This window comes from Paenibacillus sp. 276b (genome assembly GCF_900107875.1).
Taxonomy (GTDB): Bacteria; Bacillota; Bacilli; order Paenibacillales; family Paenibacillaceae; genus Paenibacillus; species Paenibacillus marchantiae.
On the sequence record NZ_FNRR01000008.1, the window covers coordinates 60625 to 84615 of the forward strand.

Below are 23991 nucleotides of genomic sequence, written 5' to 3' on the forward strand. Positions count from 1 at the left end.
TAGAGTGAGTATAGACATTGGGAGGGGGAGGGGCACATTATGCAACTATGCCCCTTAGTAAGAATAATTTAATTTGCTTTGAATTGAAGTACTTTATTTTTTCTGTCATTCTTATTCTTGGGGGAGGTAAACTCCATAGTCAACTGCTCACCCTTCTTAGCAGATTCCATAAATTCTTGAGTATCTGGACGCCAGAGTCCGTACTTTTCTACAACAAGCTTGAATTCCTCGAGATCATGACTACACAGTCTGAAGACCGGTCTTCCATCTTAGGGGAATTTCTCGGAGCACCGTTTTTATCAACTGAGGCCTCTATGTGGCATAATTCATGAAAAATCAACGCTTCCTTCTGCTGATCAGTAAGATGTTCCCACATACGCTTGTTAACCAATATCAAAATCTCAGCATCCATTTCAAAACGCTCATACAAGCTTAATATCTTCGTTTTCGCATAGATGAGTTTACCCCGTGTATACCAGGTACCTGTTCTGAACCTGGTAACAATTTTTGCAACACTAAGAATCTTGAAATCTTTCTCCTGTTCAATAAGCTTCTTCACCACTACATCAATCTCTTCAGATAAAGTGAATGTTGCACCCATTGATGATCCCTCCTCCTAAACAATTAGAATAAAGTGTATTACACCCTTTAAACAAAAAAAGGCAGCATCACATTGAAGTGACCCCTTAAAGTTAGACAAATATTTTTATGCAATTTGTTGGGCATGAGCCCGGTACTGTACCGGACTCATGCCTTTTAATTTTGACTTGATGCGTTTGTGATTGTAGTAATCCATGTAGCGTGCTAGCTCTTGCTTGAAGTGATCTACACTTTCAAATTCATGAAGATAAAAAAACTCTGACTTCATAATGCCAAAGAAGTTCTCCATTACTGCGTTATCATAACAATTCCCTTTGCGTGACATGCTCTGGGTAATCGCTTGTCCCTTTAAAGCCTGTCGATACTGCTTCATCTGGTAGTGCCAGCCATGATCCGAATGCAGGAGGAGTTTATCCTCGTTGGACAAGCGTTTAAAGGCTTTATTTAGCATCTCGGAGACTAAGGAATACGTAGGGCGAGACCCTACTGTGTACGTAATAATCTCACCGTTATACAAATCCAGAACAGGTGATAAATACATCTTTTCTCCAAACAACTTGAACTCTGTAATATCCGTAACCCATTTCTCATTTGGTTTTTCTGCTAGAAAATTACGATCCAGTACGTTGGGTGCAATTTTACCTACAGTTCCTTTATAGGAACGATATTTCTTCATACGCACCACTGATTTCAAGCCTAATTCTTTCATGATACGCAGTACTTTTTTATGGTTAACTCGATAGTTCATCACGGATACGACGATATCCATAACGCCCGTGATGTTCCTCATAAATGGATTGAATAAGGAGTTTCAGGTCTGCGTCTAGATCGGGCTTGTCAAACTGCTTCACCCAGTAATAGAAGGTACTACGTGGGACTTCAGCGAACGCTAATAATGCAACCACCGGGAATTCGAGCCTTAATTCATAGACGACTTGCGCTTTGTCTTGTTTGGGGATTTTTCCTTGTTTTGAACTAAGGTATTCAACTTTTTTAAGTAGGCGTTTTCCATACGCAAACGTTCTAATTCAGCTTGTAGAGCTTCAGTCGATCCCTCAGCAGGTTCTTGCTTTTGAAGTCCTTTTTTATTCTTATCCGTCATACGATGACGCCCCTTTATCTTTGGTTTTAGGGCGTCGATCCCATTTTCATTGAACTGACTGCGCCACCTTCGAATAACCCCTGGAGAAGAGATATTGAAAATGACCGCAGCTTCATTTGGAGACGTCCCATTTTCGTTCATATAGTTGAGTACGTCTAGTTTATAGGTTAGAGAGTAAGCTGTATAGGTTTTTTCAAAAGCTTTTAAACCGTGATATTCGTATTGCTTGATCCACATACGCAGGATTTCATGATTAATTCCTAAGGATTTCGCAATGCTTTTAATCCCTTCATTTCCTGATAAATATTGATGAATAGCTTCTATTTTCAAGTCTAAATTAAATTTTGACAAAAAAACTGCACCTCCAATTGTTAGATGGTGTCTAACAATTGGGGTGCAGTTCACATAAAGTGAGCTGCCTTTAATCATCTTTTTATTGAGAAGGACCACCTTTGTGTGTCCTTGATTCTATGTAAAATTTCCCATTAATGTGCTCTTAAGTTCAAATCACACTAGCTAATGCAGCTGAATTGAATCTTAGATCAATCAAATCCATATTCTCATGAATCAATGCTTTTATTGCTTTTCTTCTAAGATCATCATCCTGAACATTACCGAACAAATAAGCATCGATAATTTCAAAGTTTTTATCAATTTGTTCCTGCTTGTCTAACTTATCTTGCGTAGTCATACTTCTTCCCCCAAGTGGTCAATTAGTCATTAATGGATTGTTTATACAAACTGCGGTAAAGATTTGCCATGGCTACAAATTCCAAGGCGTTTTTCCCATGCCGATGTTTCTGTTTCAAAGCGTCCTTAAAATCTGTGACAGCAGCGGGATAGTATTCTGTCGATTCACGAGCCAATCATGAATCACCTTCTCTTTCGTAAAGTCGTCCATAGAAGGATTAATGATGGAGCTGATAGTGCCACTTACAACTTGGTCCACATATTGGGTTTTCTCTGGAGTCTCAAAGTATGTAAATTTGCATTCATTTTGATAAGTGGGAACCATACGTTAGCCAACTCCAATAGAATTGCGAGTCTGGCTTAAATAGTCTCCATAGTAGTTAACATGATCAGCAGCATTTAGCAGTTTTTTTCGATATCTGCTCAATAGAATCATATAAATCGATGTTTATCTCCAATGTATGAGACTGTAGCGCTTCATGAAATGCTTCTGTTAACTGTTCATCAGAAAGAATAATCTTAACTGAAGTGGATTTTGCAGATACAACTGAGCTTAACAGTGACCCACACAGTATAGCTAAAACAATCATAGTGATCCATCTTACACTTCTTTGCTTAATCATTGAATTCCTTCCTCTCGAGTAATTTTGTGGTTTTGATTATATAAAAAAGAACCGAATCCCATTGGAATTCAGTTCTTTAGAATCCATATTAGTTTTTTTAAGATAGGCTGCCTTTCATACATCAAAAGTGTAGGGAGAAATAGGAACTCAAAGAATTTCAACTAATCTCCTGTACTCTTGAAGTAGTATCTTCACCATCAACAATCATAGTGGTGTTCATACTGATTAGACAATTTCGTAAACTAAGTAACATAGATTAACGTCCTATTCAGATTCTATAATGTACGCCATCGTTGATAAAACGTTCGCGGGTAGCATCTGAAATTGTCATAACGTTAATGTAATTCATGTAATTCATGTAATACATATTATCACATTACGCATTACACTGCATCATAAATCATATAGACAATTTCTTATGCTTATTACGCCGGTTATTGTTCTTTATCGGGGGTTGTCGTCAACTGCTCTACTCTTTCACTTGTTTCAGATATAAGGTTTCTTAGATCTGTTAGTGAAATCCAGAACCCAAATGGACCCTCATTTATACGAATACCAAAAATTCCATGATCTTGATGTTGTACTAACCAAGGTAGCAATTCATGAGTAGGAATCTTAACATAGTGGAGCTGTACACTCTCTTGAAAGATCAAAGGAGCGTTTGCTTCAAGTTGTGGATAGCTGGTGTAGACATACATCCAATTTTTATTATCCTCCTCACCAAAGAAAGGAACTTCTTTGTTACCAGGACTCATAAGAAGAAACATTTCTTCTAGACGCTGTACTTCAGAAACAAGCTGTACAAATGCTTCATCGGTGTGTTGCTGATTTGCTTTTTCCACCAAAATATTAAAATCCATAAAACACACTACCCTTCATTCAGAATATAATGTGATAATTTGTGAATATATTCACAATGTTAATGTGGGGGTTAATCTTTTGATTCTATCTGATCTATCAGATCTGACTTCAGAACAATTTCATACTCAAAGTGGGGATAATGTTTAAATTCATCCTGCAGGTCCTGCATAAACCCCTTACGTATCAGAAGTAAAACCTTCTTTCCTTCCCTCTTATATTCATGAGAAGTGTATAGAGATAATCTTCTACGTACACCAGTGCTGTTGTGCAAATTTTCACAAACATACTTTATCTCGCCGTTATGGACCACTGTATATGGAAAGGCTCCTTTCTCGACATGCCGCACCGCCCCATACTTCTGATAGAGAGCTACCCTCTGTTCTTCAGTGCCAATTGTTTTGAGAACGATCAGTGCATCATCATAAGGAAGCAGACTTACACTGGAACGAATTCGAGTCTCTTCATATTTGAGCGCACGCTCAAAGTTTGTAAATGCATCAGGAGTTGAGCAAAGCACCAGGTAGTACTTTATTGAGAAGTTCTTTTTAATTTCTGACATAACCTTCGCTATCGTCTTTTCTTCAGGATCAGCTGTGAGAAGATATACTCCATACTCTCTTTGGTCGGGAGCTACAATGCACCCTTGAATGAGACTGTTTCGATCCAGTTCATATATGTTCTTCACTTGTCTGCTGTCCCACATTTCGAAACCGTAGGCTTTCAATTGAACATAAATCTCGTTGACCAGATTCGCGTAAATCATCCGGTAACCTGACAGCTGCAGATCTTTAGCAAAAGTCGTCTTGTCTACAATGCCTTTGCTCTTCAGTGTCTCCATTCCTTTAGCCGTCAAGAAGTAAGAATGGGTCTCTCTCTTTCCGTTCTTCACGACAGGCTTTGCCATGATGTACCCATCCCGCTTCAAGTAAGACATTCTTTGCCAACAGTAATCCCTCGTCTTATTGGTACTGAAAAACAACCTGTAAATCTGCGGTGTTGTGAACGTCCTAAACCGATATAGAGCATGCAGAATATTTTGATCTCTTTCCGTGAGGTTTTTGATTTTCACCACCTCAGCCTCCCTTCTTTTGAGACCTTTGGCTGCTAGAGATACCTAAACCTGTGGATTTGATTAGCTCACCCAAAAAGCAGCTGTTCAAGGCCAAAGGGCCGTGTACTTACTTCACACGTTAAATTCAAGGAGGGATAGCACCCCTGCTTTCAGCAGGGATACTCCCCTCCTTTTTCCTTTCTTTGTTCACCTGATACTACAACCGCAAACTTATTGTAAACACGGGGATTTCAAGTCATTTTTCATATCAGGACAAGTATCCCTCGATTCAAGCATGTAATTACAAGCATAGAAGCCATATCCCATAAGGTTAAATTGAAGAATACTGAGTATCTTTTAGTATCAGTACAACGGTATCAGTACTATGCCGAATAATCGAAGACATAGTACTGATATCAATTATCCTGTTCAGTACTGATACAGTATTTTTGAATGTAGCTAAATAATTCAATTGAATAACAGTGTTCGCTGATAAAGATTTCCGTGTGGGGATTGCCTTGATCGTACTCTCCTGATTCACATACGGACATGTTCTGCCAATTATCATCCTTGATTACCAAAGCAGCGCGGAGAGCATCAAAAACATACTTCCGTTCACGATTATCGAAATCTCGAATAACTCTATCCGAGAAAAATTGAATTATATATATAAAGGCTTTTTTATACGAATACCTGGCAGGTAAAGAAGAGCTGAGATCAAAAAACAACCTATTGTAATACTCTTTGGACTCTCTAATTTGTTTTCTAACCACTCTTTTATCTCTCTGTTCCACTTGATAATGTGGAAGGATACCAGGTAATGAGAAGTGCAAAATATAACTCTGTTGGTCCAGTGTTTCTATAACTCGAACGTTTCCCATTTGCTCAGGAACAAATCCATGAAGAAGCTTCATTTCCCCTCCCACTCCAATGCCGCATTTAGTGCGGCAGTATAAGCATATTGCAATCAGGATTGTGTCTATATTGCGGTAATTACTGAGGCTTTTACTGCTTCTGTTATTGAAGCCCAAACTGCGGCAGTAAAACCCGTTTACAAATTAGAGAAAGGATCGTCTGAATTCTTCGGGTCAGGCTCTGTTCTCTCATTCGAATTAAGCAATGCTTCTAGATCGTCAACTTCTGAACCATCTGAAATATTATAGCTTTGGAGCATCGTTAATGCTTCATCAGTTGCTTCTACTGTTCGCACCAGTTTTTTTGAACTTTCCACGATATCTAACACTCTTTTAGGAAGTGATAAACCTGCAAAAACAGAATATATATGCAGCTGGTTAATAGCTTTATCGCCATATGTTGCAACAGGACGCTCATTAGCGTATGGTGCATATTCCATCATTTGTTTCTCCAAGGTGTTTATCATGCCTAATGTGAACATCCGTTTTGCTCCTGCAGGACTGGCCAATAGACTAAGGGCACATCGATCTGCATTCTCCAATTTGTAACCACCACTTAATACTCCTCTCTCAATTGATTGTTTCATAAGCGCCAGATATGTGCCTTGATTCTCTGCATCTACATCAGATTCATACAATACTGTTTTTCCGATCATGATAATTCCGGAGGTTTGCAACATTTTTAGCCACTCCGAAATATCGAAGTGATATGGTCCCGTTGGATTATAGTTACTGGTAACCATATTGATATCATGAAGTAACTCAGCAATGTACTCATTCGTGCTTTTTAGGAAATCCTCAACATTTCCTTTTGAATTCTTCTGCAAATAATCTTCAAATAGTTGTTGATTATCAACTAATAGAATAGAGCCTAGTCCTTTCATGGCCTTAGCTATTAGTTGCAGTCTTCGTATAGCATTATCTAAAACGACTTTACCTTCTTGATCTCGAGGTAAAGTGAGAACTAATCCGAATCTCCCTTTAAAACCATTGGCATGTAAAACTCTTGCCGCTTCAATTACTGCACCGGTTCCAGTACCCCCTCCTAATCCTACAACCAAGAATATAAAATCCCGGTCAGAAAATAATTGCTGCACCTTACTGATGAGATCCTCTTTATGTGTGAGAAATGCTTCTTCGCCCACTTGAATATCTCTGGCAGCGCCTTTCTCAAAACCACGTAAGATGTACTTTGTGGCCGTTGAGCAATGTGGGATTTTATTCATATCGACTTCATTTGTATTAACTAAGAGCGCGGTGTACGGTTGCATGTTATTTTTGACGTTCATTCGAATATTGGCACAAGCGTTAGCTATTGATGTACCACCAAGTCCAAATCCCCAAAAACCATATTTCAGTCCTAAATCACCCATATTAATTCACTCCGCTTCTTTGATTTTCACGAAACTTAATGATTTCATTGCCCAATAAAGTCAGTTGATATAGCCTCGCTTGGCCCACTTTTTCTACAGCAATTAAACCAGCCCCTTCTAATTTAGCTGTGAAGATATCGAGCGTATATCTTGAAGAGATAAGTGACTTCTCCTTTGTCTCGAAATATCTCTTGTTTGTCTGATCTCTTAGATTGGTTTTACTAACCGGTTTCCCAGCCACCTTTAATGTAGCTAACATCCATAAACCAGTTTCTTCAATGTTGTTTAATAAAACTGTGAGAATTTCTTCACGATTCATCGAGCGGCTCCCTTCTTTGAATTTTGATTTATCAAAGGATCTGCCTTCACCTAATAAAAAAAGCAGAGAGTCGTAGATTACGAACTCTCTGCTTTATACCGGCGATGTTGTTTTATGTAAAATATGAGGCGTATTCCAGTTCCAAAGAACTTAACTCGCCTCAATGAACTAACTCTTCATTCATTGAACGACATATAATTTAAGGTTGATATTCATGAGATGAGCCCATCTTTAGAAGCCTTTTCTTGAAGTTGCAGCTTATTGCAAAATGCCAAAAAATCATCAACTGTTTCCGGTTTGACACTAATACTCAATGTAATTGTACTTCCTTGTTTGCTTACAGTCATATATTTGTACATTCTGCACACATTGATGATAAATGTGTTTGCCGTAGTTATTGGGCCTGAGACTTCATAACTTTTCGTCATTTCAATAGAGCGGATTTCTCCATCATGTGTTTTAAGCTTGTAATCGCTCTCCCACTCATTTAATAGGTTCTGCAGGTGTTTTGGTGTAAAAGCAGTGATTTTGTTCACCAGGTTAATCCTCCAATCAATTTTAATTAACGTAAATGGTCACTCAATATGCGTGTGACCTTATCTTCATCTGCCGGCTTATTCCAAAGAACGTAATAAAGAATCTGAAGATCTCTGTTCTGAACTACCAACCGTCCATCCAGTAACGCTGAAGCTTTAAGAAGCTTCAGACTCGCTTTAAGTCTCCTATCCGAAGGATATATTCTCGCTTTAAATAACTGGGTACGGATTAGAACAATCGCATCGATAATCTCATCTGGAATTATTACAAATTCAGAATTCATTCTCAACTTATTCAAATCAATAAGGGAGATTGAATCATAACTTTCTTCATGCATATGTTTACTTGTTAGCATATCCTTCAAAGCATCTGGAAAAATTACGTATCCAACTTTTATCCGTATCAAAAAACGATCATACAACGCATGGTTCTGTTCCTCATCGTGAAGTTCATTCGTTGCTCCAAACAAACTAATCAATGGCACTTTAACTCGCTCACTCATCTGAAGAATAGTTCTTTCGTTAATAACATCCAGCAAGCTATTCAACGTTTCCCCTTTAGCTCTTAGGATCTCATCCAGTATCGCCATATGAGCCTCTGGAAGCTTACCCACTGTCTTTCGTCTCAATTGACCTTTAGTATATAGACTTTCTTCGTAAGGGCCTAAGATTTCGTCTGGAGTCGTATCATAATTCATACTCCATTTAAATATGTTTAGTTCACGAAAACATTGAAATAATCTTTCCAGAACAGAGCTTTTTGCTGTACCTGGAGGTCCTATCAATAACATGTGTTCACCGGCAATCACACTCACTAACGCACAGCGGATAAGTGATTCTCGTTCATAATATTCTGACTGCAAACGAGTCCTAATACGTTCCAACTGTTTAAAGTAATTCTGATTAAAATCTATTTCCACGTATTTACACCCGCTTCATAAGGATTTCTCTGCTGCATCTGTTCCCAGAAGATCTGATCTTTAGATAGTGGCTGAGGTTCATGAATTGAACTAGATATCTGTTCAATGACCCACTTAACAAGTTGCGATTTACCCTCGATCCCGAGCTTGTTATATATGGTCCGCTGATGTTTTCTAATAGCTTCTTCACTAAGGTGAAGTGTATTTGCGATTTCTTTTTTCTCTTTCCCCTGTAATAGCATCCACAACACAGTGCGTTGCTTTTCCCTTAAATCGCATCGATACATCGTTACTTCCAATGTTTTTAGTATCGCCTCAGAACTTGACATAGAATATCGCCTCCTTATATATATACAGAAAAAAAGACAGTACCTTGTAATGCAGGTGACTGTCTGATACAAGATAAAAATAAAACAGAAGAGTGATAAAACACTCTTCTGCCAAGGTAGTAAATCTATTAAAAGGAGATCGAACACTTCTATCGGGTGGTTGGTGTTCCCGATGAATTGATTATACATCATCGATGTAAATCATGCAATACACAAACTCAAAAATATTTAGTATATCTGCGAACTCTTCTGCTGATTGGCCAACAATGTGAGTACAGTCGAGTCACCCATCGCTTTATTCATTTTTTCACCAAATATCCCAAATGCCTTTAAATGATACTTACTTGATATTTGAAACTGAACGTTACCTGGTGCTTTAACAACCCCCTCAGTCCGATAAATGATCCACTTATCTTTATCGAAACCCATCTTTTCCATCTTCGATGTTACTTCTTGTTCTACCGTGTCTGTCCATCCCCCACTTGATGCCATTCGTTCAACAGCGAAATCCGTTAGTTGATTCGCTTTCCACTGCCATTGCCCATAAGTTATGATATCCGGAGTGAAAAATAGGAAGAAGGCCAGAAGCGGTATCCATAGCAGTTTCTCTGGTGATTGCATGAGTTAACCTTCCTTTCTCATTTTGCTTGTCATTAAATAAAAAAATCGATCCGCGCTTACAGATCGATTTCTCCATTGAATTTATCCCATGCCTTTCATTTGAGCCATAAAGTTGATAACGATAATGGCTAGAGGTACAGCTAAAACAAAAGCGAACATCCCCGTACTAATAAGTTGTAGTTTCGCAGGGCGCTCTTTAATTATTTTTCTGTTGTTCTGTACACGAATTTCCCTCATGAGTTTGGTTTGCGATTTGAATATTTCTTCTGCCTCTTCTTTGCTCATCTGAATAGCCTGTTTCATAGCAAATACGAATCGTTTGATAGACGAAGTTCCTACGCTTTCAGCAAATCGTTCTAACGCCCTGGACTCCGACATCAGGTCCATGTCCTTTGATAAACGAGTACAATCAAGCTCAAGCCCATCTGGGGCATGTTCACAGGCTAATTTGATAGCTGCATAGGGAGTTAATCCAGCAGAAAACAGTAATATGAGGTGATCAATGAAGTCAGGCAATTTTTCTTGTGCTAATCTCTCTTTGAATGCCAACTCTTTTTTCAAGCGAGATACCGGATAACGATAAAAATAGAATCCTACACCAATTGCTAGAAAGAAAAAAGGCGCCGAATTCGTAAGTATTGCGAAGAATGTAAATCCTACAAACGCAAGGCCTCCAAACATGAGTTGTTGACCAGCGATATCTTCAGGTCGCTCTTTCCAACCTAGACGATACAGTTGTTTTTCCAAAGCAGAATGTTGTTCTGTTGAAAGCTTAACTCTGCTACGAGCAGCCACCTCTAATGATCCCGCTACCTTTTTCCACATAGCCTGATTATTATCCGCAATATAGGCGTATGCCCGATACGATCTGCCCGTCGCCAAAAGCGTTGTTAGACTCACATATAGTAATAAAAAGAAGATTGCACCAATAATGATATAGATCAAGTTAATTACACTCCGTTCTGTTTAAATTCGAGTCATCTGATTTACTTTTGGGAAAGACCAAAGGATGTACACGATTAATGCGATGAGTAACCCTTGACCCAAAGGAAGATCCATGAGTTGTTTATACTGCTCTGCTTGAGCAAATCTAAAAAACAGCACCATACCAATAGCTATTATAACGTTAGTTCTATGAGCCTGACGCTGCTGAATCAACTCCGCTTTTGCTTCTTCCTTCAAGAGACGATTACTTTGGATGACATCCGCGATCTGCTTCATTGTAGGAGAAGCGTCTCCGCCGTTTCTCTCAACAACGATTAAAACGTCAGAGAACATTTTGAATTCCTTGACAGGAATCGATTTTTGCATGTCCTTGAGCAAATCTGGCAGCATGATACCGGTATAATAATCATCCACGAGTTTTTTCCATTTCTCTTTAACTGGGCCCTCCAAGCTTTCAGTAGCTTTGTCCATGGAAGTTGTCAAATTCTGTGTAATGGAATAACCCGCGCTTACCGCTTGGACCAGGACTTCTATTTGTTCCTCTGTGAAATCCTCGTAGTTCTGTTTTTTATTATTCAATACAAACCAAGGAGCCCACAGCCCAGCATACGCTCCACAAATCATTGCAATCGGAGACTCCATTAGTACTCCAAATCCGACACCTAAAAGCAAACACCCATAAAGATAAAGGGGCGCTTTCGCCCCGACGTCCCAATTAATGTTGTCCGCTTCAATTTCATAGGTATTAGCTGAAAGGTAACGCGTGAATCTGAATCGCTTTGAAGCTACAGTCTGTTGTGTCTTTTTTTGGATTTCTTCTTCATTCTCTGACTTAATCATGCTCCAAGAGCGGTACTTTTTCTTTGGCAAGAGATACAGTAGTAAGAAGATCAACAAGACGAACATGATAACAAATGAGCCGAAGTATACAATATTTGATAAATCCATGATGTACCCCTTTCTTTAAATGGCTGTCAAATTGAAGTCGTTTTTCGTCCATTTTTTCAGTTCTGACCGTGGGACACCACGTGTGATCATCTTCTTCATTAGTTTGGTAGATATTGTACAATCTTCACCCACGCTATGTTTCCCAATGAACTTCAGCTTTCCATCACTTTTAGCCTCTACATCTGCCACTTCATATTTATACAAGTGATTGACAATAGGTTCATCGTTTTCATAACCGAGCAACTCAACAACTTCTGTAATATGACGACTTCCATCTGCCAGTTTCTCCACAAAGTAAATAATATCTATCGCAGTACTCACCATTTTTCCGATGATGTTTGGTGCTAATAGTAAACCGTTCCGAAGAATCATCTGTACAATACGGGTGACAGCATCTTTTGCAGAATTGGCGTGAAGTGAACTCAAACCACCGTCATGACCCGTATTGAAAATTTCAATTAAATCGAGTGCTTCCTGTGAACGAATTTCACCTACAATTATTCGATATGGATACATTCGAAGAGAGGATTTTAACAATCCACCCAAGTCAATTGTGGTATCTTTATTGCCGGTAAATCTACATTCCAGACTTACGATATGTTTTTTAGGATACAGAACCTTGAGTCGAAGTTCCTCTGTATCCTCAATGGTCAGTGTTCTTTCATGATCAGGGATCTCTTCACATAAACGCTTAATAAATGTTGTTTTACCTGATCCGGTACTACCAACAACTAAAATATTCGCCCCACCACGAATAGCCAATTGAGAGAACTTAAACATCTCCTCCGTAAGCAGCCCATTTTGAATCATCTTCTCTGCCGATAGGTTAATAGGAGGATATTTTCGTATCGTGATGGTTGTACCATTTCTTGAGATTGGTGGTATCACGATATTCAACCGTACGTCAGACAACCTTGTATCACAGATTGGGGAAGCTTCATTAATCGTCGCATTAGAAAAGTTGAGCATTTTTCGTGCTATGGATAGTACGTGTTCTTCATCATTGAACTTGATATCCGTAAGGCGTATGCCATTGTGATCTTCCACGTATACTTCACTATCACCATTAATCATAATTTCCATGATTGTGTTGTCGTTCATGACGCCATCAATAGGTCCTAGCCCTACTATCTCATCTACGAGATCCTTCGCTTGCTCCTTGAGTCCCTTACTGTGATCTTTTAACTGTTCATTCTCCATAAGGAATTTACGGGCCGCTTTTTCCATTTCATTTCGTATTTCACGATTGTAAAATGCTCTGGAAAGTTCGTTGCCGAAAGATAATGAAAGTTTATCTCGAACTACATTTAAGGCATCTGCCGATACCATGGAATCAATAGATAGCCCATGTTTTGACTCAGTTGCGCCGGTCGGATTATTTACGCCTTCATAGTATTCTTCTTGAGAGATAAAAAAACTAGGAGGATCGCTCACTATGCCCTCTTTTGGTTCATTTGCGGTGTTCTCTGTTGAATTCACTGAATTTATAACGTGTTGCATAATATCCTTTGCAGGACTCACCAAATCCGTACCTGTAGCCATTTTTATTTGCTCCTCTCTCAACTTGTGACTCTGTCATTTATATAGAAAAGAAAAAAGCCCACGATCGATGCATCGTGGGCTTGAATTAAAGTTTTATCTGGAGAATAATCTTTTAAGTCCCTTTTTGTTTCCATCATTGGTTTGTTGCTGATTTTTTTTCTTTTTAAAACCGATAGTATCCACGAAACTATTCACTACGGAATTGTACTTCTCTCCACCGCCTGGAATAAGATCCAACGATTTTTCCGTAATGGTTGGATCATCCGGTAATGACTTCCACACGGGTTGTCCAAGAATTTTCTCCACGGCCGGTGCCAAACCTGGCGCACGATTCAGAATGATTTTCAATCCTCTCTGGTCTCCATTGTTACTAAGCATCCGCTTAATTTCTTGACCTGTATACACGCTGTGCGCTACATGCCCATCAACGAAAATTAAAAGCTCACTGGCAAGCTTCAGACTTACACCTGTAACCGGCATAAGCATTTCACTTGGAATATCCAAGTAAATAGCTTCGAATCCTAATTCACTTAATTGTTCAATTATGAAATAAGGCATATCCTTACTCATGGGCAATGAATGCGCCTGGAAACGATCCATAAATTGAGAAGGTGCAAATAGATACAAATCTTCTGGGAGTTCTGAAATGACACTTACCAGACCAGGATGTGAGGAAGCCATGTCTTGCATCCAGAGTTTTGAATTCACTAGATAATCTCGAATATCACGAAGCTTATTCGATTCTTTGCTCTTTGCCAACCATGTTTCCAGATTACGGGTCCGATGACTCATACCAAGTGAAATAGAGGTTGAAGCGTGTAATACATCTAATTCCACTAAGGCAGTCTTCACTCCCCTTCTTGCACTTTCTACTGCGGCTGCGTTCAAGAAGGTATTAACACCCATCCCGCTTTCGCATGACCACCCTACAATTACCTTATTATTCGTCTTCGCAAAAGATATGTTTACGGTATCGTCCATAATTTCAGTCGTCATTAGTTTTTCTCTCCCTCTGGTTGAATAGCAGATAGTGATTCAACTTGTTTTGTTTCTGTATCAGATGTGCTTTTGGTTTTATTGATGTACTGATCGAGATCCAATTGTTTGGACTTAATGTAAGGCTTGATATCGTAGACACCTGTTACACCTAACTCCGGAAGTCCCGCTTCACGATTATCGTTGTGGGGTACCAAAATGATGGTTCCATCCCTGAATGCGGTAGACAACGATGCATTTAATATCTGCAGCTGATCATCATCCACTGCCAGTTGAACGACTGTCGGATACAACTCTTTTTTCGGAGCTGTAGTCTGACCTTGTGCATTCACTGTGTTGGTGTTATTTTTCGCCACAATATCTTCAGCTTTTTTATTCTTAGCACTCAGGACCGTAACACCTTCGTACATTTTACCGATAACCCACTTCGAATTTGCTCCATCTGTTTCTACGGCGCTGAACCAAATATCAATGTCAGTATCAGGTAGAACATTACCTGCAGAAGATTCGAGTAGATTCACACTTCCGGTCCAAAGAGATTGACCATCTTTCAGTTTCATACGGGCTGCATCCATCAACTCGTCTTGTGAAACAATTTTGGATTGGAAGAAATAACTATTTTGAGCCAGTCCGTATTGATCAAGCGTGTATTTACCCACTAGATCTTTTTTGTTTGTGATAATGCCTGGCGGCAGGCCTTTCAAGGGGAGTTCCATACTTGTCACCATACTATCCAAGATTTCTGTATGTGCCGGGATATCCTGACTTGCGAAATAGACCGTGGTCGGCCTTAATTCATTACTCACGCGATACTCACTGATTCCTACGAATCCAATTACGACCAATGCTGAAATCATTACAGCAGCTATCCTACGTTTATTCATGAAACGTCTAACCTCCAATAATTAGTTTGTTTTTTTATCCCAAATAAAGACAACGCGATGTCTTGGATAATGCCAGATGTTAACCTTGTCGCTTTTGAGCATCTTCATCGATAACGATTCTACAGGTGTGCCCATCTGAACAGCTGCATATGGGGCCAATCGATTAATTTGATATATACCGGTGTAAGAACTCATCATCGCTTTTGTTCCTGCATTCAGCTCGCCGTATATTCCAAATTGTTGATCAAACTGTTGGATATCGATCCTTGGTAAATGCTTTGTTCGTATTCCACCCTCTTCCACCGATCGCATCATTGCGGTTTGGGTCGTGTTTCGTGTTGAACTTTGCATTTTTACTTTTTGTGTTCCTATACTGACGTAATCAATAGTGAAGTAAGCGAACAGTGTAAAAACAATAAGAAACATCAACATCTTGGGTGAAGTAGACATCCGGATCTCCTCCTTTCTTTCTCCATCATGGATAGAAGACCAAAAGGGTGACAGAGACGGCCATGGTAATCATCACTGCACCTGGTAAGACCCGCATTGATGTGTTGTTTAGATCTGGTTCAGTAGCAAAAAAACCTAATCCAAACCTTTTTAATATGAATCCAAAAGAATGACTGAATAGTGTTTTAAGTACTTTGGTTAAACCATGTTTCTTTCCAAAGCGGTAGACATCAATACTAAATAGAATCAGCGCTAATGAGCCTATAAAAAGAAGAACTACATTCCGGTAATGTCCACCTACTACTCCCTCACTACCAATGAGCGCAAATAATGATACGCCTACCCCATTAATCATCATCATCTTGGTATCGCCCGGCGCTGTTGAACCCACATTTTCCAGAATCAGTCCGATCGCGAGCATTCCTAGAAAACCACAAATCAACACCCAAACTATCGTTGTCGGAAACTGCCATATGATTAAACTAGAGAAAATAATCATGAATAGCAGATGCCATAGGTTTTTAGTAATTCGCCACCGGACATCACAATACATATTAAATGCGTTGTATATGCCAATTAATATTGCGGTGATAACTAGCATTTATGAGCCTCCTTCTCATATCGTTGTACCTTCATATAAATAGAAAAAACCTCCGCTTTCGCGAAGGCTTTACTGCAACAATTTAGTTTGGCCAATTGATGGTATCTTCCGAAAAATTAACCCAGTCTGCCAAACGTTTTAATGTTTCTACAGATCCGACCCATGGTTTCGTAGCACCGGTTGGGAATAGTTGTGACGGGAATGGATCTTCCGGCATCACCTGACGCACATAAAAATCATTCATCAAATTATCAGAAACCGTAAACTGAATATTGATACATTGTGTTAGGTTATTAACTCCGGTTGCATATAGATCTACACCGATGTTATAGGTCCCATCAGCCATAGCAAGTGATGCATAGTACGCCCGGCCGCCTGGATAGTAATAGTTGTCCTGTTCGGGATTTCTCGATCCAGGATTTCCGCCCTCATTATAAATGACCTCGTCACCATGCTTAGCTACCCAAGCGAGTGGTATTCCCCATTGGACCTGATTCGTAGAGGATGATAATTTGACTAACTCAATATCCTCGATCGTTCCGTCTGCTTTAGGGAAATGAGCTACTGCCCGGTAAATGTTACCCGTTCTACCGCGGTCCTCCGTGTACTTGGAGTCAATTACAAAATTGAATCCCTGACCCGCTTTAATGGTCGTGCTGTTGCTTCGGACAAGCGGTACATCGGTTCCATTAATTTCATCTGCATTTTCTTGAACAAATGTTCCGGACAAAGCTTTATTGAAAGTGGAATTGAAATATTCATAATAATAACCTGTTTCATATCGTGCGCAATACGAGTATGAGTTACCGTTACTGTCGTACCCTGTTCCATACCTCGCACAATATTCATAAGTGCCTGAAATGTCGGAGGTATGATTCGTCACTTTGCACGTACCGTTGGTAGCCCGGCCGTATATGGTGAATCCTGCACTGAGTTGATTATCCTGATACGTTTTTTCTCCTTGTGATGGCGGTAGATTGATGGTAGCGACCAAGTTATAGTTTCCTAAGTCTCGTCCACCCGTGTTCCAGCTCATCATGAGGGTTTTGTTCTCTCCTGGTTTAGAGAAGGTGACTTGCTGCGTACCAACAAGTGTATCCTTTCCACTCGCATCAACGAGGAAGAGCTTCACAGCGAACGTCTTTGCCTCCATCGGATCACCGGGAAGATTCTCACGGCCAACCTCAACGCGAGTGGTTACATTTTGGCTCTGAGTAGCTGTACCGGAGCTTACACTCTTAACGAATAGATTCAGTGTTTTCTCCTTCAAGTCGTACACTTTTTCAATCTTGTTATCTACCCACGGATCTAAGCCTCCTTCGCGATACTCATTGGAAGGTCGATTGTGACCACTATTTATCTCTGCTTTGATCGTGAGCATATCTCCCTCTGGAACACTCGTAACTTTCAAGTCGGTAATCCACTTCTTCTCCCGTGGTGCAAGGGTTATGGAGCTAATCCGTTCTTTAGCTACTCCATTAACAGACCAGTCTAAATACGTGTTCGTGATTGTTTCCGTATAGCTCTCGTTTTCAACGAGTACCTGGAACCTTGCAATCTGTCCAGGTTGTGGCTTAGATGGTGTTACGCGGATCTCAGTTGCTCGTAAGTTCACTGAACCGGTACCCACTTTATATTGGGCCCTATTGTTCTCCCAATCCGACTCATTCGGCGGATTATCCTTGTACCCGTTGATATTGAAAATGAGTACATCCGGGTGATTAGGATATTTCACTTCGATATTAAGCTTTCTCCGCTCACCGGCTTTAAAGTTTGTAATCGGAACCTTCTGCACTGCGGTTGTTGAGTTCCAACGCCATAATAAGTAGGTACTGGCGATATCGTTGGTACCGTTATTCAGCACGTCAATGGATACCGACGCGGTACTTCCTGCCGGTTGAGGAGCTGCAGGAGTAATCGAAATACTATTCGGGTCAACCGCCAGATCCGGATCAGACACGCCAAGTTTAAAGTTTTGGACAGCAATTCGATCATATCCATCACTTACAACCAATGTGTAGTCTCTAACTGTACCATCAGCTTTTGTTATTTTTTTAATGTCCGTTACCGGTATCGATGTATTGTAGCTGAACGTTTGTTTACCACCTGTACTGATTTCTTTGTATACATTCTTGGCAAAACTATCAAACCGCGAAGCATCTCTTTTTCCGGACGCTGCTGTGGTTTTATTGATTTCAGCCATAATCTGTTCTTGTGAGAATTTCCCTTCCACAAACCACAGCTTATGCTTATTCCCCCAATAGGAAGACGTAGTGGTGCTGATTCGCAGCATTCCTTTGGCAGAGCTCACCGTCTGTCTTTCGGCAGTTCCTTCAGCACCATAGATCGTGAAAATCTTTGGCCATGGTGTGGTAGAATAGGTCGTTTTAAAGGAAGGGAATGTTACTCCTCGATTTACACTAGTAGTTGGCGCCTGAGCCACCATGTCCGTAGTCATATTTAGTCCACCACCTGAGAGAGCAATCAGTGATGGTAGTCGATACCACGTATTGTTGGGGGTCGGAGCTCCAACAAAATATCGATTACTCGCCTTCAGATAATAATTACTTTCATCGGACCCTTCTTTTAGCTTGTTAATGATGTAGTCCGGATTACCATTCGCCCATTCTGACACCATTTTAATCGGTCCGTACGATACGCCATTTTCAGTAAATGGAATAAGGTTGTATCCTTCTCTTTTATTGAAGTCATCTTTAGCATCTTCCTCTATGATATTAAAGGTGATTACGCCTTTATAGTCGCCACCGGGAGTGGCGTCTGACCAAGCCTTTGTCGCAAGATCTCTGAAGCGAATGTCTGACCATAATGCGTAAGACTGACGTTGGGCATATTCCAACTCAGGCCTACCAGGTCCACTTGGAGTCAAATCGCCTGTTAATCGTGTAGTTGTTTCTCTGGTATAAGGATAAAACTGTTTACCGTAGGATGGAGGAGTTGCAGCAGCAAAAACCCGCCATCCTACGAACAACATCACTACAACTAAAAGAAGCGTGGCCACAACGGCCCGCTTCTTAATATTAACTCTCTTATTCAATTTAGGAACACTCATGAATGTTTAGCCCCCCAAATCACATCACCATTTGCCATGATAGTAATGCCTTGTTTAGCTGTTGAACCTACATACATTGACATGCCAATACCTTCCTTGATATCTACGGTTCTAGTTTCTCCTCCGCTTACTTTCAAGCTATAAGCAGAACCATCAATACCATCTAGATAAACGGTATAGCCTTTTGGAATCGAACTTGGAACAGTAAATGTTGCTTTACCACCCTTGATTACTACACTATTCAAAAATTCTTTTACATATGGTTCACTTACCGCGTCTTTAGGCATAAAGCCAATCGCTCTAGCTACGTCTGGTGTAGCGTCTTTTTTCTTCAATTCTTTGAGTGTTACATCACCATTAGAGCTGTTCTCACCAGGTAGTGCAGGAATGTCTTTTGGATCGGATGGATTTGTTGGACGCTCCTTAACCTCAGTTACACCTTTATCCATCAAGTTTTTAATGAACTGCACTGCTTCAGATCTCTTAAGTAGTGATGAACCCTGATAACCAGATACGGAAGGGGTTGAACCTCTACCTTCAGCTAGTCCCTTTGTGAGCATATATTGAATTGCATTGTCTCCGGAGTAATTGACACCTACTGCACCAGTAACGATCTCAGCAACGCGAGTCCTATTGATTTTGGTACTTGCTGCTTTGGTATTTCCGTATCCCTTAATGGCCCAGTTATGAGACTTTGCATATTCATAGTAACCTGAAGCCCAATATGTATCTGCACTCTCTTGAACACCTTCAAAAGCGTTGATGAACATCGTGATGAATTCAGCTTCTGTGACATTTTGATCCGGTTTAAACGTATTATCTTGATAACCTTGAATGATGTTGCGTTCAACACCCCATGAGATTGTATCTTGGGCCCAATAATTAGCTGGAATGTCTGTAAACTTACTATCTGCAAACGATGTAGCTATTACCGTAAGCACCGTAAAACCAATAATCATTTTTCGATACATTTTCGATTTAGATTTAGTTTTCAATAGTATCCCTCCTAATATTTAATCAACACTGAATCTAAACACATATTCAATGTATCACGACTTCATTCAATCACAACATCTAGAATGAAAATGCGTTGATAAAATAGATTACAATCATTTAAAAACTCCCGTTTCTAGTCCCCAAAAAAAAGAAAAACAATAGCCCATCCAAGTAACTGATTGTCTGAAAATCTCATATTTTCCTTGGAAGTATAAATAAAAGGCTGTGAGCAGCCATAGGTCACAGATCACAGTATAGAAATACGGATTAATTAGAACTTTAGCCATTAGATATAATGCACTGGACTCATTAAGCATACCAGGAGACCAACCAATCAGAATTTTAATACCTAAGATGACTGTTGCAACACTACTAACAGACCATAACAGTATATGCTTTTTTTAAGCTCTTGAGTTGCAGTATCGTCCATCAGTCTCTACCTCTCTACTATGTATTATCATCAGAGTACCGGGATCACTAAGGTATGATTTGATCACATAATTATGATGATAGAGCACTGATCCAATACCTAACAAATTTATCATAAGCACCTGTTTCTAATCCCCAAAATAACGTAAAGCAAACTCCCATTAGAAAGACTGATCTTCTGAAGACTTCATAATTCCCCTTAAAATAAGTAACACATGCAGACATCAACCATAAACCACAGATCACGATATAGAAAAACGGGTGACATACAACAGTAATGGTTAGATACAAAAGCTCGTATACCCCTATATTTGAGATACTAAACTTATGTAATATCTCCGGAAAAAATGTAATCAGAAGCTTCATAGCTGTTACATAAATTGCAAAACTACCAATAGATTTCAAAAATATTTGTTTTCTTTCAGGCTCCTGTGTCGCATCCTGTATACCTTTCTCTTCCATTAGTATCTCCCTCTCTGCTTATTTATCGTCATTATGAGAAACATGATGAACACTATCCTGTTCTGTTTCTGTCAAAAAAAATAAAGCACAATCTCTTTTTGAACGAGATCATACTTTATTCTTGCAGCAACATCACATCAACATGGTTCTCACGGGGGCATATCTGAATTATATATCAATAATGTAAATCATGCAATACATTATTTAAATCAAATGCTTATTTTTTTCACTTAAAACTTGTGTTATTGCCTAATCAAATGAAAAAGCGACCTACATTGTATGTAGGTCACCTTCATTTCTGTGTTACTCACAAGAATTATAATACCTCAAAATTGTAAATCTTGCAATACAATCATTCAGAAAAATCATCAAATCCTCTGTAACTATAAACAACCTGTTGTTTTTCATTTGGAACTCTCTCACAACTCGACCAATCCACAAATTGATGTGATGCTGAACCTTCTCTATTCCCTTTGGTCAAGAATACAGGATGGGGAGGGATCTCTACTCCTCTTCCTTCGCTTAAGTGTCTGCAAAACCCCTCATCTTTATCACTATGAGGAATTAGAACTTGGACTATTTGATTTCCTGAACAAATTACTAGAATTGCGTATGGTAACTGTTCGGGGCTACTGTCGTAGCGATACAATATGCGTACTACTGGATGTGGGAATACATGCATTCCAGGTAAGGTTTTAACTATGGCAATTAGATTAGTACACCAAGGATCAGCACTATGATCAACGTTCATTATCCAATCAATAGTTTTAGAGAAATATTGAATTTCATTTTCATTCATAAGTGTAAGAGCCATTTTTATATATGCTTTGTATACGGCAATTGGAAGATAAGAATATCTATCCACTGTAACTGTTAGTGTTTTCTCTTCTTCATTCATAACAATTTGATCAGAGTCTAAATCCGCTTCTATTTTAAGAGTTTGTCCCTCTGCCCTTATCGTAATTTTATTGTCTTTATATGTCGGAACGCCCCGTTTTCCTTTTACATACGTAAGTGTGCGATAGGCGCTATTATAGTTGCCCAGTTCATTTTCTAATTTAGCGAAGATATCTTTATTACAGGTACTGCATTCGTAGTATGAAAATAAATTCTTATTGCCCAGTAATTCTGGTACAGCATGAGCTTTATCTTTGAATTTCACTTCAGGATACGTGAGACCACAGAACCGGCAAACTTTATTTTCTTTGCTTCCTAAATACATCTTGCCATCTAGTTTAAACGAATGTATTCGGTAATTATTATTATAAAAACTCGATGCATCCAACATAAAGGTACCCCCTCTCGATATATTTCATTATATCCTTTCGATTTTTTCGTATAACTAAAAATTAATATTTAAATCAATATGTGCAAAAATCAATAAACAGAAAGATCATTACGCTTATTCTTCGTTATCAACTTCTGGATTTACCTATCATAATGCTAATGAAAAAAACAGAAAGGATGACCAGGGAATACATTAAAATTTCATTGTTAGTAAATTCCAAGTTTATATGAAGATCTGCTAATTGTTGCGAGACTTTAAGCAACTGATTGTCAAAAATGGTTTGATTAAATTTATAAACGCTAAAACAACTCCCTATTACTAGAAAATTAAATATCGTTCTTCGAAGTACTGATATGTAGCCGGAGATGTTTTCTGGATTTTTTTCTTTCAACATAAGAATGAAGAAAATAAGTAATACAATAATCGATATAACAATTAAATACGTAAATATATCAGTTATCATTTGGTCTGGTTCCCTCCGATATAAAACCTTATTCAATACATTTCCCCTATTTCCATCGGTAATTTTACTAAAGGATCTTTTTCATACAACAGGGATGGAGACAAATTCAAGAATAACGTTAGTACAAATAAACTAAAAATTGATCACGTGAGATCAAGATACAATTCAATTTATTTAGCAATTTTAAATAATTGTTTAAACATGAGAGCTTTTCAAATTTCTTAATCTTTGAAGTTCCTCTTCAAGTAATTTTGCCACAACTTCAGTCGTTCCTGTGTCGTGCAATACTTGATATAAATACTCATTCCAATCCGGATCTACAGTATCAATTTTCACCTTCGAATCAATTGTCACAGATTTACTATTGTCACCAAAGTTTACTTCGAACAGAGCATAGGGGTACCTACTCTGTCTGATTCCAAGATTAAAAAGCGTCAATTTATTTTCTTTAGGTAACCATTCTAAGAGATGACGGTACTCTGAAATTTTAATTGGTCTATCTAGGATTTCTACCCCCTTCTTTTGATGGATCAGTTCATTATTTGAATCAAGGATCTGCATGTCCAATATCTGAATGTCTATTTTCACATTCTCCGCAATAACAAAAACGCCTTTCCCATTAGAACTTGGCCACATGAACCATTCTCGAATTCTATCAATGTTATCTTTTAGAAATTCCGCAGACTCTTTTTTCAAAATACCCATTGGAATAGGGTACATCTTATCTACATTATTTATCTTTTCATCACTGAAGTAATAAGCCATCCATTTGGGGATAATATTACCCACATCAGAAACAAATCTAATTAGAATACTCTCTTCTTCATCGATGAATTCTAGTTTGTATACATACTTAATTGAGTCATATTGATCTGGTAGATGATATTTATCAGTAGTATGGAGTGTATTTGAATAAACATATTGTTTCTCATCATAAGACAATGTAATGTTTTGATTTTTGATCATCATGTATTGTTC

At 38.9% G+C, this 23991-nt stretch carries 24 protein-coding genes and 1 pseudogene; all 25 read right to left on the reverse strand.

The window, feature by feature from the left end:
- Nucleotides 1-208 precede the first annotated feature (208 nt).
- The 25 genes and pseudogenes from BLV50_RS27220 to BLV50_RS27350 all read right to left on the reverse strand — a co-directional run bounded on the left by BLV50_RS27220 (nt 209) and on the right by BLV50_RS27350 (nt 23982).
- The gene (locus BLV50_RS27220) at nt 209-601 is read right to left on the reverse strand and encodes a putative metallopeptidase (protein ID WP_090810940.1); all 393 of its coding nucleotides are present in this window, start codon (nt 599-601) and stop codon (nt 209-211) included.
- A 105-nt stretch (nt 602-706) separates the two neighbouring features.
- Nucleotides 707-2053: pseudogene (locus BLV50_RS27225) on the reverse strand (IS3 family transposase).
- Nucleotides 2054-2204: 151 nt separating this feature from the next.
- A complete protein-coding gene (locus BLV50_RS27230; protein WP_079696902.1) occupies nt 2205-2393 on the reverse strand; it encodes a hypothetical protein in 189 nt (62 codons plus the stop codon).
- 388 nt (nt 2394-2781) lie between these two features.
- On the reverse strand, nt 2782-3015 hold the full coding sequence (locus BLV50_RS27240) for a hypothetical protein (protein ID WP_090810944.1): 234 nt from the start codon (nt 3013-3015) through the stop codon (nt 2782-2784).
- Between the two features lie 434 nt (nt 3016-3449).
- Nucleotides 3450-3875 (reverse strand): hypothetical protein, encoded by a 426-nt coding sequence (locus tag BLV50_RS27245; protein ID WP_090810946.1) that lies wholly within the window; start codon nt 3873-3875, stop codon nt 3450-3452.
- A 71-nt stretch (nt 3876-3946) separates the two neighbouring features.
- Nucleotides 3947-4948, reverse strand: a complete 1002-nt coding sequence (locus BLV50_RS27250; protein ID WP_079696899.1) for a replication-relaxation family protein — start codon at nt 4946-4948, stop codon at nt 3947-3949.
- A gap of 395 nt (nt 4949-5343) precedes the next feature.
- Nucleotides 5344-5841 carry a RusA family crossover junction endodeoxyribonuclease gene (locus tag BLV50_RS27255; RefSeq protein WP_079696898.1) on the reverse strand — a complete coding sequence of 166 codons (498 nt, stop codon included), beginning with the start codon at nt 5839-5841 and terminating at the stop codon, nt 5344-5346.
- A gap of 137 nt (nt 5842-5978) precedes the next feature.
- On the reverse strand, nt 5979-7214 hold the full coding sequence (locus BLV50_RS27260) for an FtsZ/tubulin family protein (protein ID WP_079696897.1): 1236 nt from the start codon (nt 7212-7214) through the stop codon (nt 5979-5981).
- Nucleotide 7215: 1 nt separating this feature from the next.
- A complete protein-coding gene (locus BLV50_RS27265) occupies nt 7216-7533 on the reverse strand; it encodes a hypothetical protein (RefSeq protein ID WP_079696896.1) in 318 nt (105 codons plus the stop codon).
- 212 nt (nt 7534-7745) lie between these two features.
- Nucleotides 7746-8069 (reverse strand): hypothetical protein, encoded by a 324-nt coding sequence (locus tag BLV50_RS27270; protein ID WP_079696895.1) that lies wholly within the window; start codon nt 8067-8069, stop codon nt 7746-7748.
- A 26-nt stretch (nt 8070-8095) separates the two neighbouring features.
- Nucleotides 8096-8989: an AAA family ATPase gene (locus BLV50_RS27275; protein WP_090810948.1), complete on the reverse strand. Its 894-nt coding sequence runs from the start codon at nt 8987-8989 to the stop codon at nt 8096-8098.
- A complete protein-coding gene (locus BLV50_RS32945) occupies nt 8980-9318 on the reverse strand; it encodes a response regulator transcription factor (RefSeq protein ID WP_177031274.1) in 339 nt (112 codons plus the stop codon). The genes BLV50_RS27275 and BLV50_RS32945 overlap by 10 nt, the downstream gene beginning before the upstream one ends.
- A 228-nt stretch (nt 9319-9546) precedes the next feature.
- Nucleotides 9547-9939 (reverse strand): hypothetical protein, encoded by a 393-nt coding sequence (locus BLV50_RS27285; RefSeq protein ID WP_079696892.1) that lies wholly within the window; start codon nt 9937-9939, stop codon nt 9547-9549.
- Nucleotides 9940-10020: 81 nt separating this feature from the next.
- Nucleotides 10021-10884, reverse strand: a complete 864-nt coding sequence (locus BLV50_RS27290) for a type II secretion system F family protein (RefSeq protein WP_079696891.1) — start codon at nt 10882-10884, stop codon at nt 10021-10023.
- A 21-nt stretch (nt 10885-10905) separates the two neighbouring features.
- Entirely contained in the window at nt 10906-11832 is a 927-nt protein-coding gene (locus BLV50_RS27295; RefSeq protein WP_079696890.1) for a type II secretion system F family protein, read from the reverse strand.
- Nucleotides 11833-11847: 15 nt separating this feature from the next.
- Nucleotides 11848-13374 carry a TadA family conjugal transfer-associated ATPase gene (locus tag BLV50_RS27300; protein WP_090810952.1) on the reverse strand — a complete coding sequence of 509 codons (1527 nt, stop codon included), beginning with the start codon at nt 13372-13374 and terminating at the stop codon, nt 11848-11850.
- A 93-nt stretch (nt 13375-13467) separates the two neighbouring features.
- Nucleotides 13468-14370, reverse strand: coding sequence for a P-loop NTPase family protein (locus BLV50_RS27305; RefSeq protein WP_079696888.1), 903 nt, complete (start codon nt 14368-14370; stop codon nt 13468-13470).
- The gene (locus BLV50_RS27310) at nt 14370-15254 is read right to left on the reverse strand and encodes an SAF domain-containing protein (protein ID WP_090810954.1); all 885 of its coding nucleotides are present in this window, start codon (nt 15252-15254) and stop codon (nt 14370-14372) included. The genes BLV50_RS27305 and BLV50_RS27310 overlap by 1 nt, the downstream gene beginning before the upstream one ends.
- A 21-nt stretch (nt 15255-15275) precedes the next feature.
- A complete protein-coding gene (locus BLV50_RS27315; protein WP_090810956.1) occupies nt 15276-15704 on the reverse strand; it encodes a hypothetical protein in 429 nt (142 codons plus the stop codon).
- A 25-nt stretch (nt 15705-15729) separates the two neighbouring features.
- Nucleotides 15730-16305, reverse strand: coding sequence for a hypothetical protein (locus tag BLV50_RS27320; RefSeq protein ID WP_090810958.1), 576 nt, complete (start codon nt 16303-16305; stop codon nt 15730-15732).
- An 82-nt stretch (nt 16306-16387) separates the two neighbouring features.
- Nucleotides 16388-19375 (reverse strand): hypothetical protein, encoded by a 2988-nt coding sequence (locus BLV50_RS27325; RefSeq protein ID WP_090810960.1) that lies wholly within the window; start codon nt 19373-19375, stop codon nt 16388-16390.
- A complete protein-coding gene (locus BLV50_RS27330; RefSeq protein ID WP_090810962.1) occupies nt 19372-20370 on the reverse strand; it encodes an S-layer homology domain-containing protein in 999 nt (332 codons plus the stop codon). Before BLV50_RS27330 ends, BLV50_RS27325 begins: the two co-directional genes overlap by 4 nt.
- Before the next feature lie 502 nt (nt 20371-20872).
- Nucleotides 20873-21262: a hypothetical protein gene (locus tag BLV50_RS27335; RefSeq protein WP_090810964.1), complete on the reverse strand. Its 390-nt coding sequence runs from the start codon at nt 21260-21262 to the stop codon at nt 20873-20875.
- Nucleotides 21263-21614: 352 nt separating this feature from the next.
- Complete coding sequence (locus tag BLV50_RS27340; protein WP_090810965.1) at nt 21615-22550, reverse strand: HNH endonuclease; 936 nt, start codon at nt 22548-22550, stop codon at nt 21615-21617.
- Nucleotides 22551-23208: 658 nt separating this feature from the next.
- Complete coding sequence (locus BLV50_RS27350; protein WP_090810969.1) at nt 23209-23982, reverse strand: hypothetical protein; 774 nt, start codon at nt 23980-23982, stop codon at nt 23209-23211.
- Nucleotides 23983-23991 lie beyond the last annotated feature (9 nt).

What these genes read in the sequence shown, in the direction of transcription:
- BLV50_RS27220 (WP_090810940.1), bottom strand. Translation starts at nt 601, where the DNA reads ATGGGTGCAACATTCACTTTATCTGAAGAGATTGATGTAGTGGTGAAG.
- BLV50_RS27230 (WP_079696902.1), bottom strand. Translation starts at nt 2,393, where the DNA reads ATGACTACGCAAGATAAGTTAGACAAGCAGGAACAAATTGATAAAAAC.
- BLV50_RS27240 (WP_090810944.1), bottom strand. Translation starts at nt 3,015, where the DNA reads ATGATTAAGCAAAGAAGTGTAAGATGGATCACTATGATTGTTTTAGCT.
- BLV50_RS27245 (WP_090810946.1), bottom strand. Translation starts at nt 3,875, where the DNA reads ATGGATTTTAATATTTTGGTGGAAAAAGCAAATCAGCAACACACCGAT.
- BLV50_RS27255 (WP_079696898.1), bottom strand. Translation starts at nt 5,841, where the DNA reads ATGAAGCTTCTTCATGGATTTGTTCCTGAGCAAATGGGAAACGTTCGA.
- BLV50_RS27260 (WP_079696897.1), bottom strand. Translation starts at nt 7,214, where the DNA reads ATGGGTGATTTAGGACTGAAATATGGTTTTTGGGGATTTGGACTTGGT.
- BLV50_RS27265 (WP_079696896.1), bottom strand. Translation starts at nt 7,533, where the DNA reads ATGAATCGTGAAGAAATTCTCACAGTTTTATTAAACAACATTGAAGAA.
- BLV50_RS32945 (WP_177031274.1), bottom strand. Translation starts at nt 9,318, where the DNA reads ATGTCAAGTTCTGAGGCGATACTAAAAACATTGGAAGTAACGATGTAT.
- BLV50_RS27285 (WP_079696892.1), bottom strand. Translation starts at nt 9,939, where the DNA reads ATGCAATCACCAGAGAAACTGCTATGGATACCGCTTCTGGCCTTCTTC.
- BLV50_RS27295 (WP_079696890.1), bottom strand. Translation starts at nt 11,832, where the DNA reads ATGGATTTATCAAATATTGTATACTTCGGCTCATTTGTTATCATGTTC.
- BLV50_RS27300 (WP_090810952.1), bottom strand. Translation starts at nt 13,374, where the DNA reads ATGGCTACAGGTACGGATTTGGTGAGTCCTGCAAAGGATATTATGCAA.
- BLV50_RS27305 (WP_079696888.1), bottom strand. Translation starts at nt 14,370, where the DNA reads ATGACGACTGAAATTATGGACGATACCGTAAACATATCTTTTGCGAAG.
- BLV50_RS27310 (WP_090810954.1), bottom strand. Translation starts at nt 15,254, where the DNA reads ATGAATAAACGTAGGATAGCTGCTGTAATGATTTCAGCATTGGTCGTA.
- BLV50_RS27315 (WP_090810956.1), bottom strand. Translation starts at nt 15,704, where the DNA reads ATGTCTACTTCACCCAAGATGTTGATGTTTCTTATTGTTTTTACACTG.
- BLV50_RS27320 (WP_090810958.1), bottom strand. Translation starts at nt 16,305, where the DNA reads ATGCTAGTTATCACCGCAATATTAATTGGCATATACAACGCATTTAAT.
- BLV50_RS27325 (WP_090810960.1), bottom strand. Translation starts at nt 19,375, where the DNA reads ATGAGTGTTCCTAAATTGAATAAGAGAGTTAATATTAAGAAGCGGGCC.
- BLV50_RS27335 (WP_090810964.1), bottom strand. Translation starts at nt 21,262, where the DNA reads ATGGAAGAGAAAGGTATACAGGATGCGACACAGGAGCCTGAAAGAAAA.
- BLV50_RS27340 (WP_090810965.1), bottom strand. Translation starts at nt 22,550, where the DNA reads ATGTTGGATGCATCGAGTTTTTATAATAATAATTACCGAATACATTCG.
- BLV50_RS27350 (WP_090810969.1), bottom strand. Translation starts at nt 23,982, where the DNA reads ATGATGATCAAAAATCAAAACATTACATTGTCTTATGATGAGAAACAA.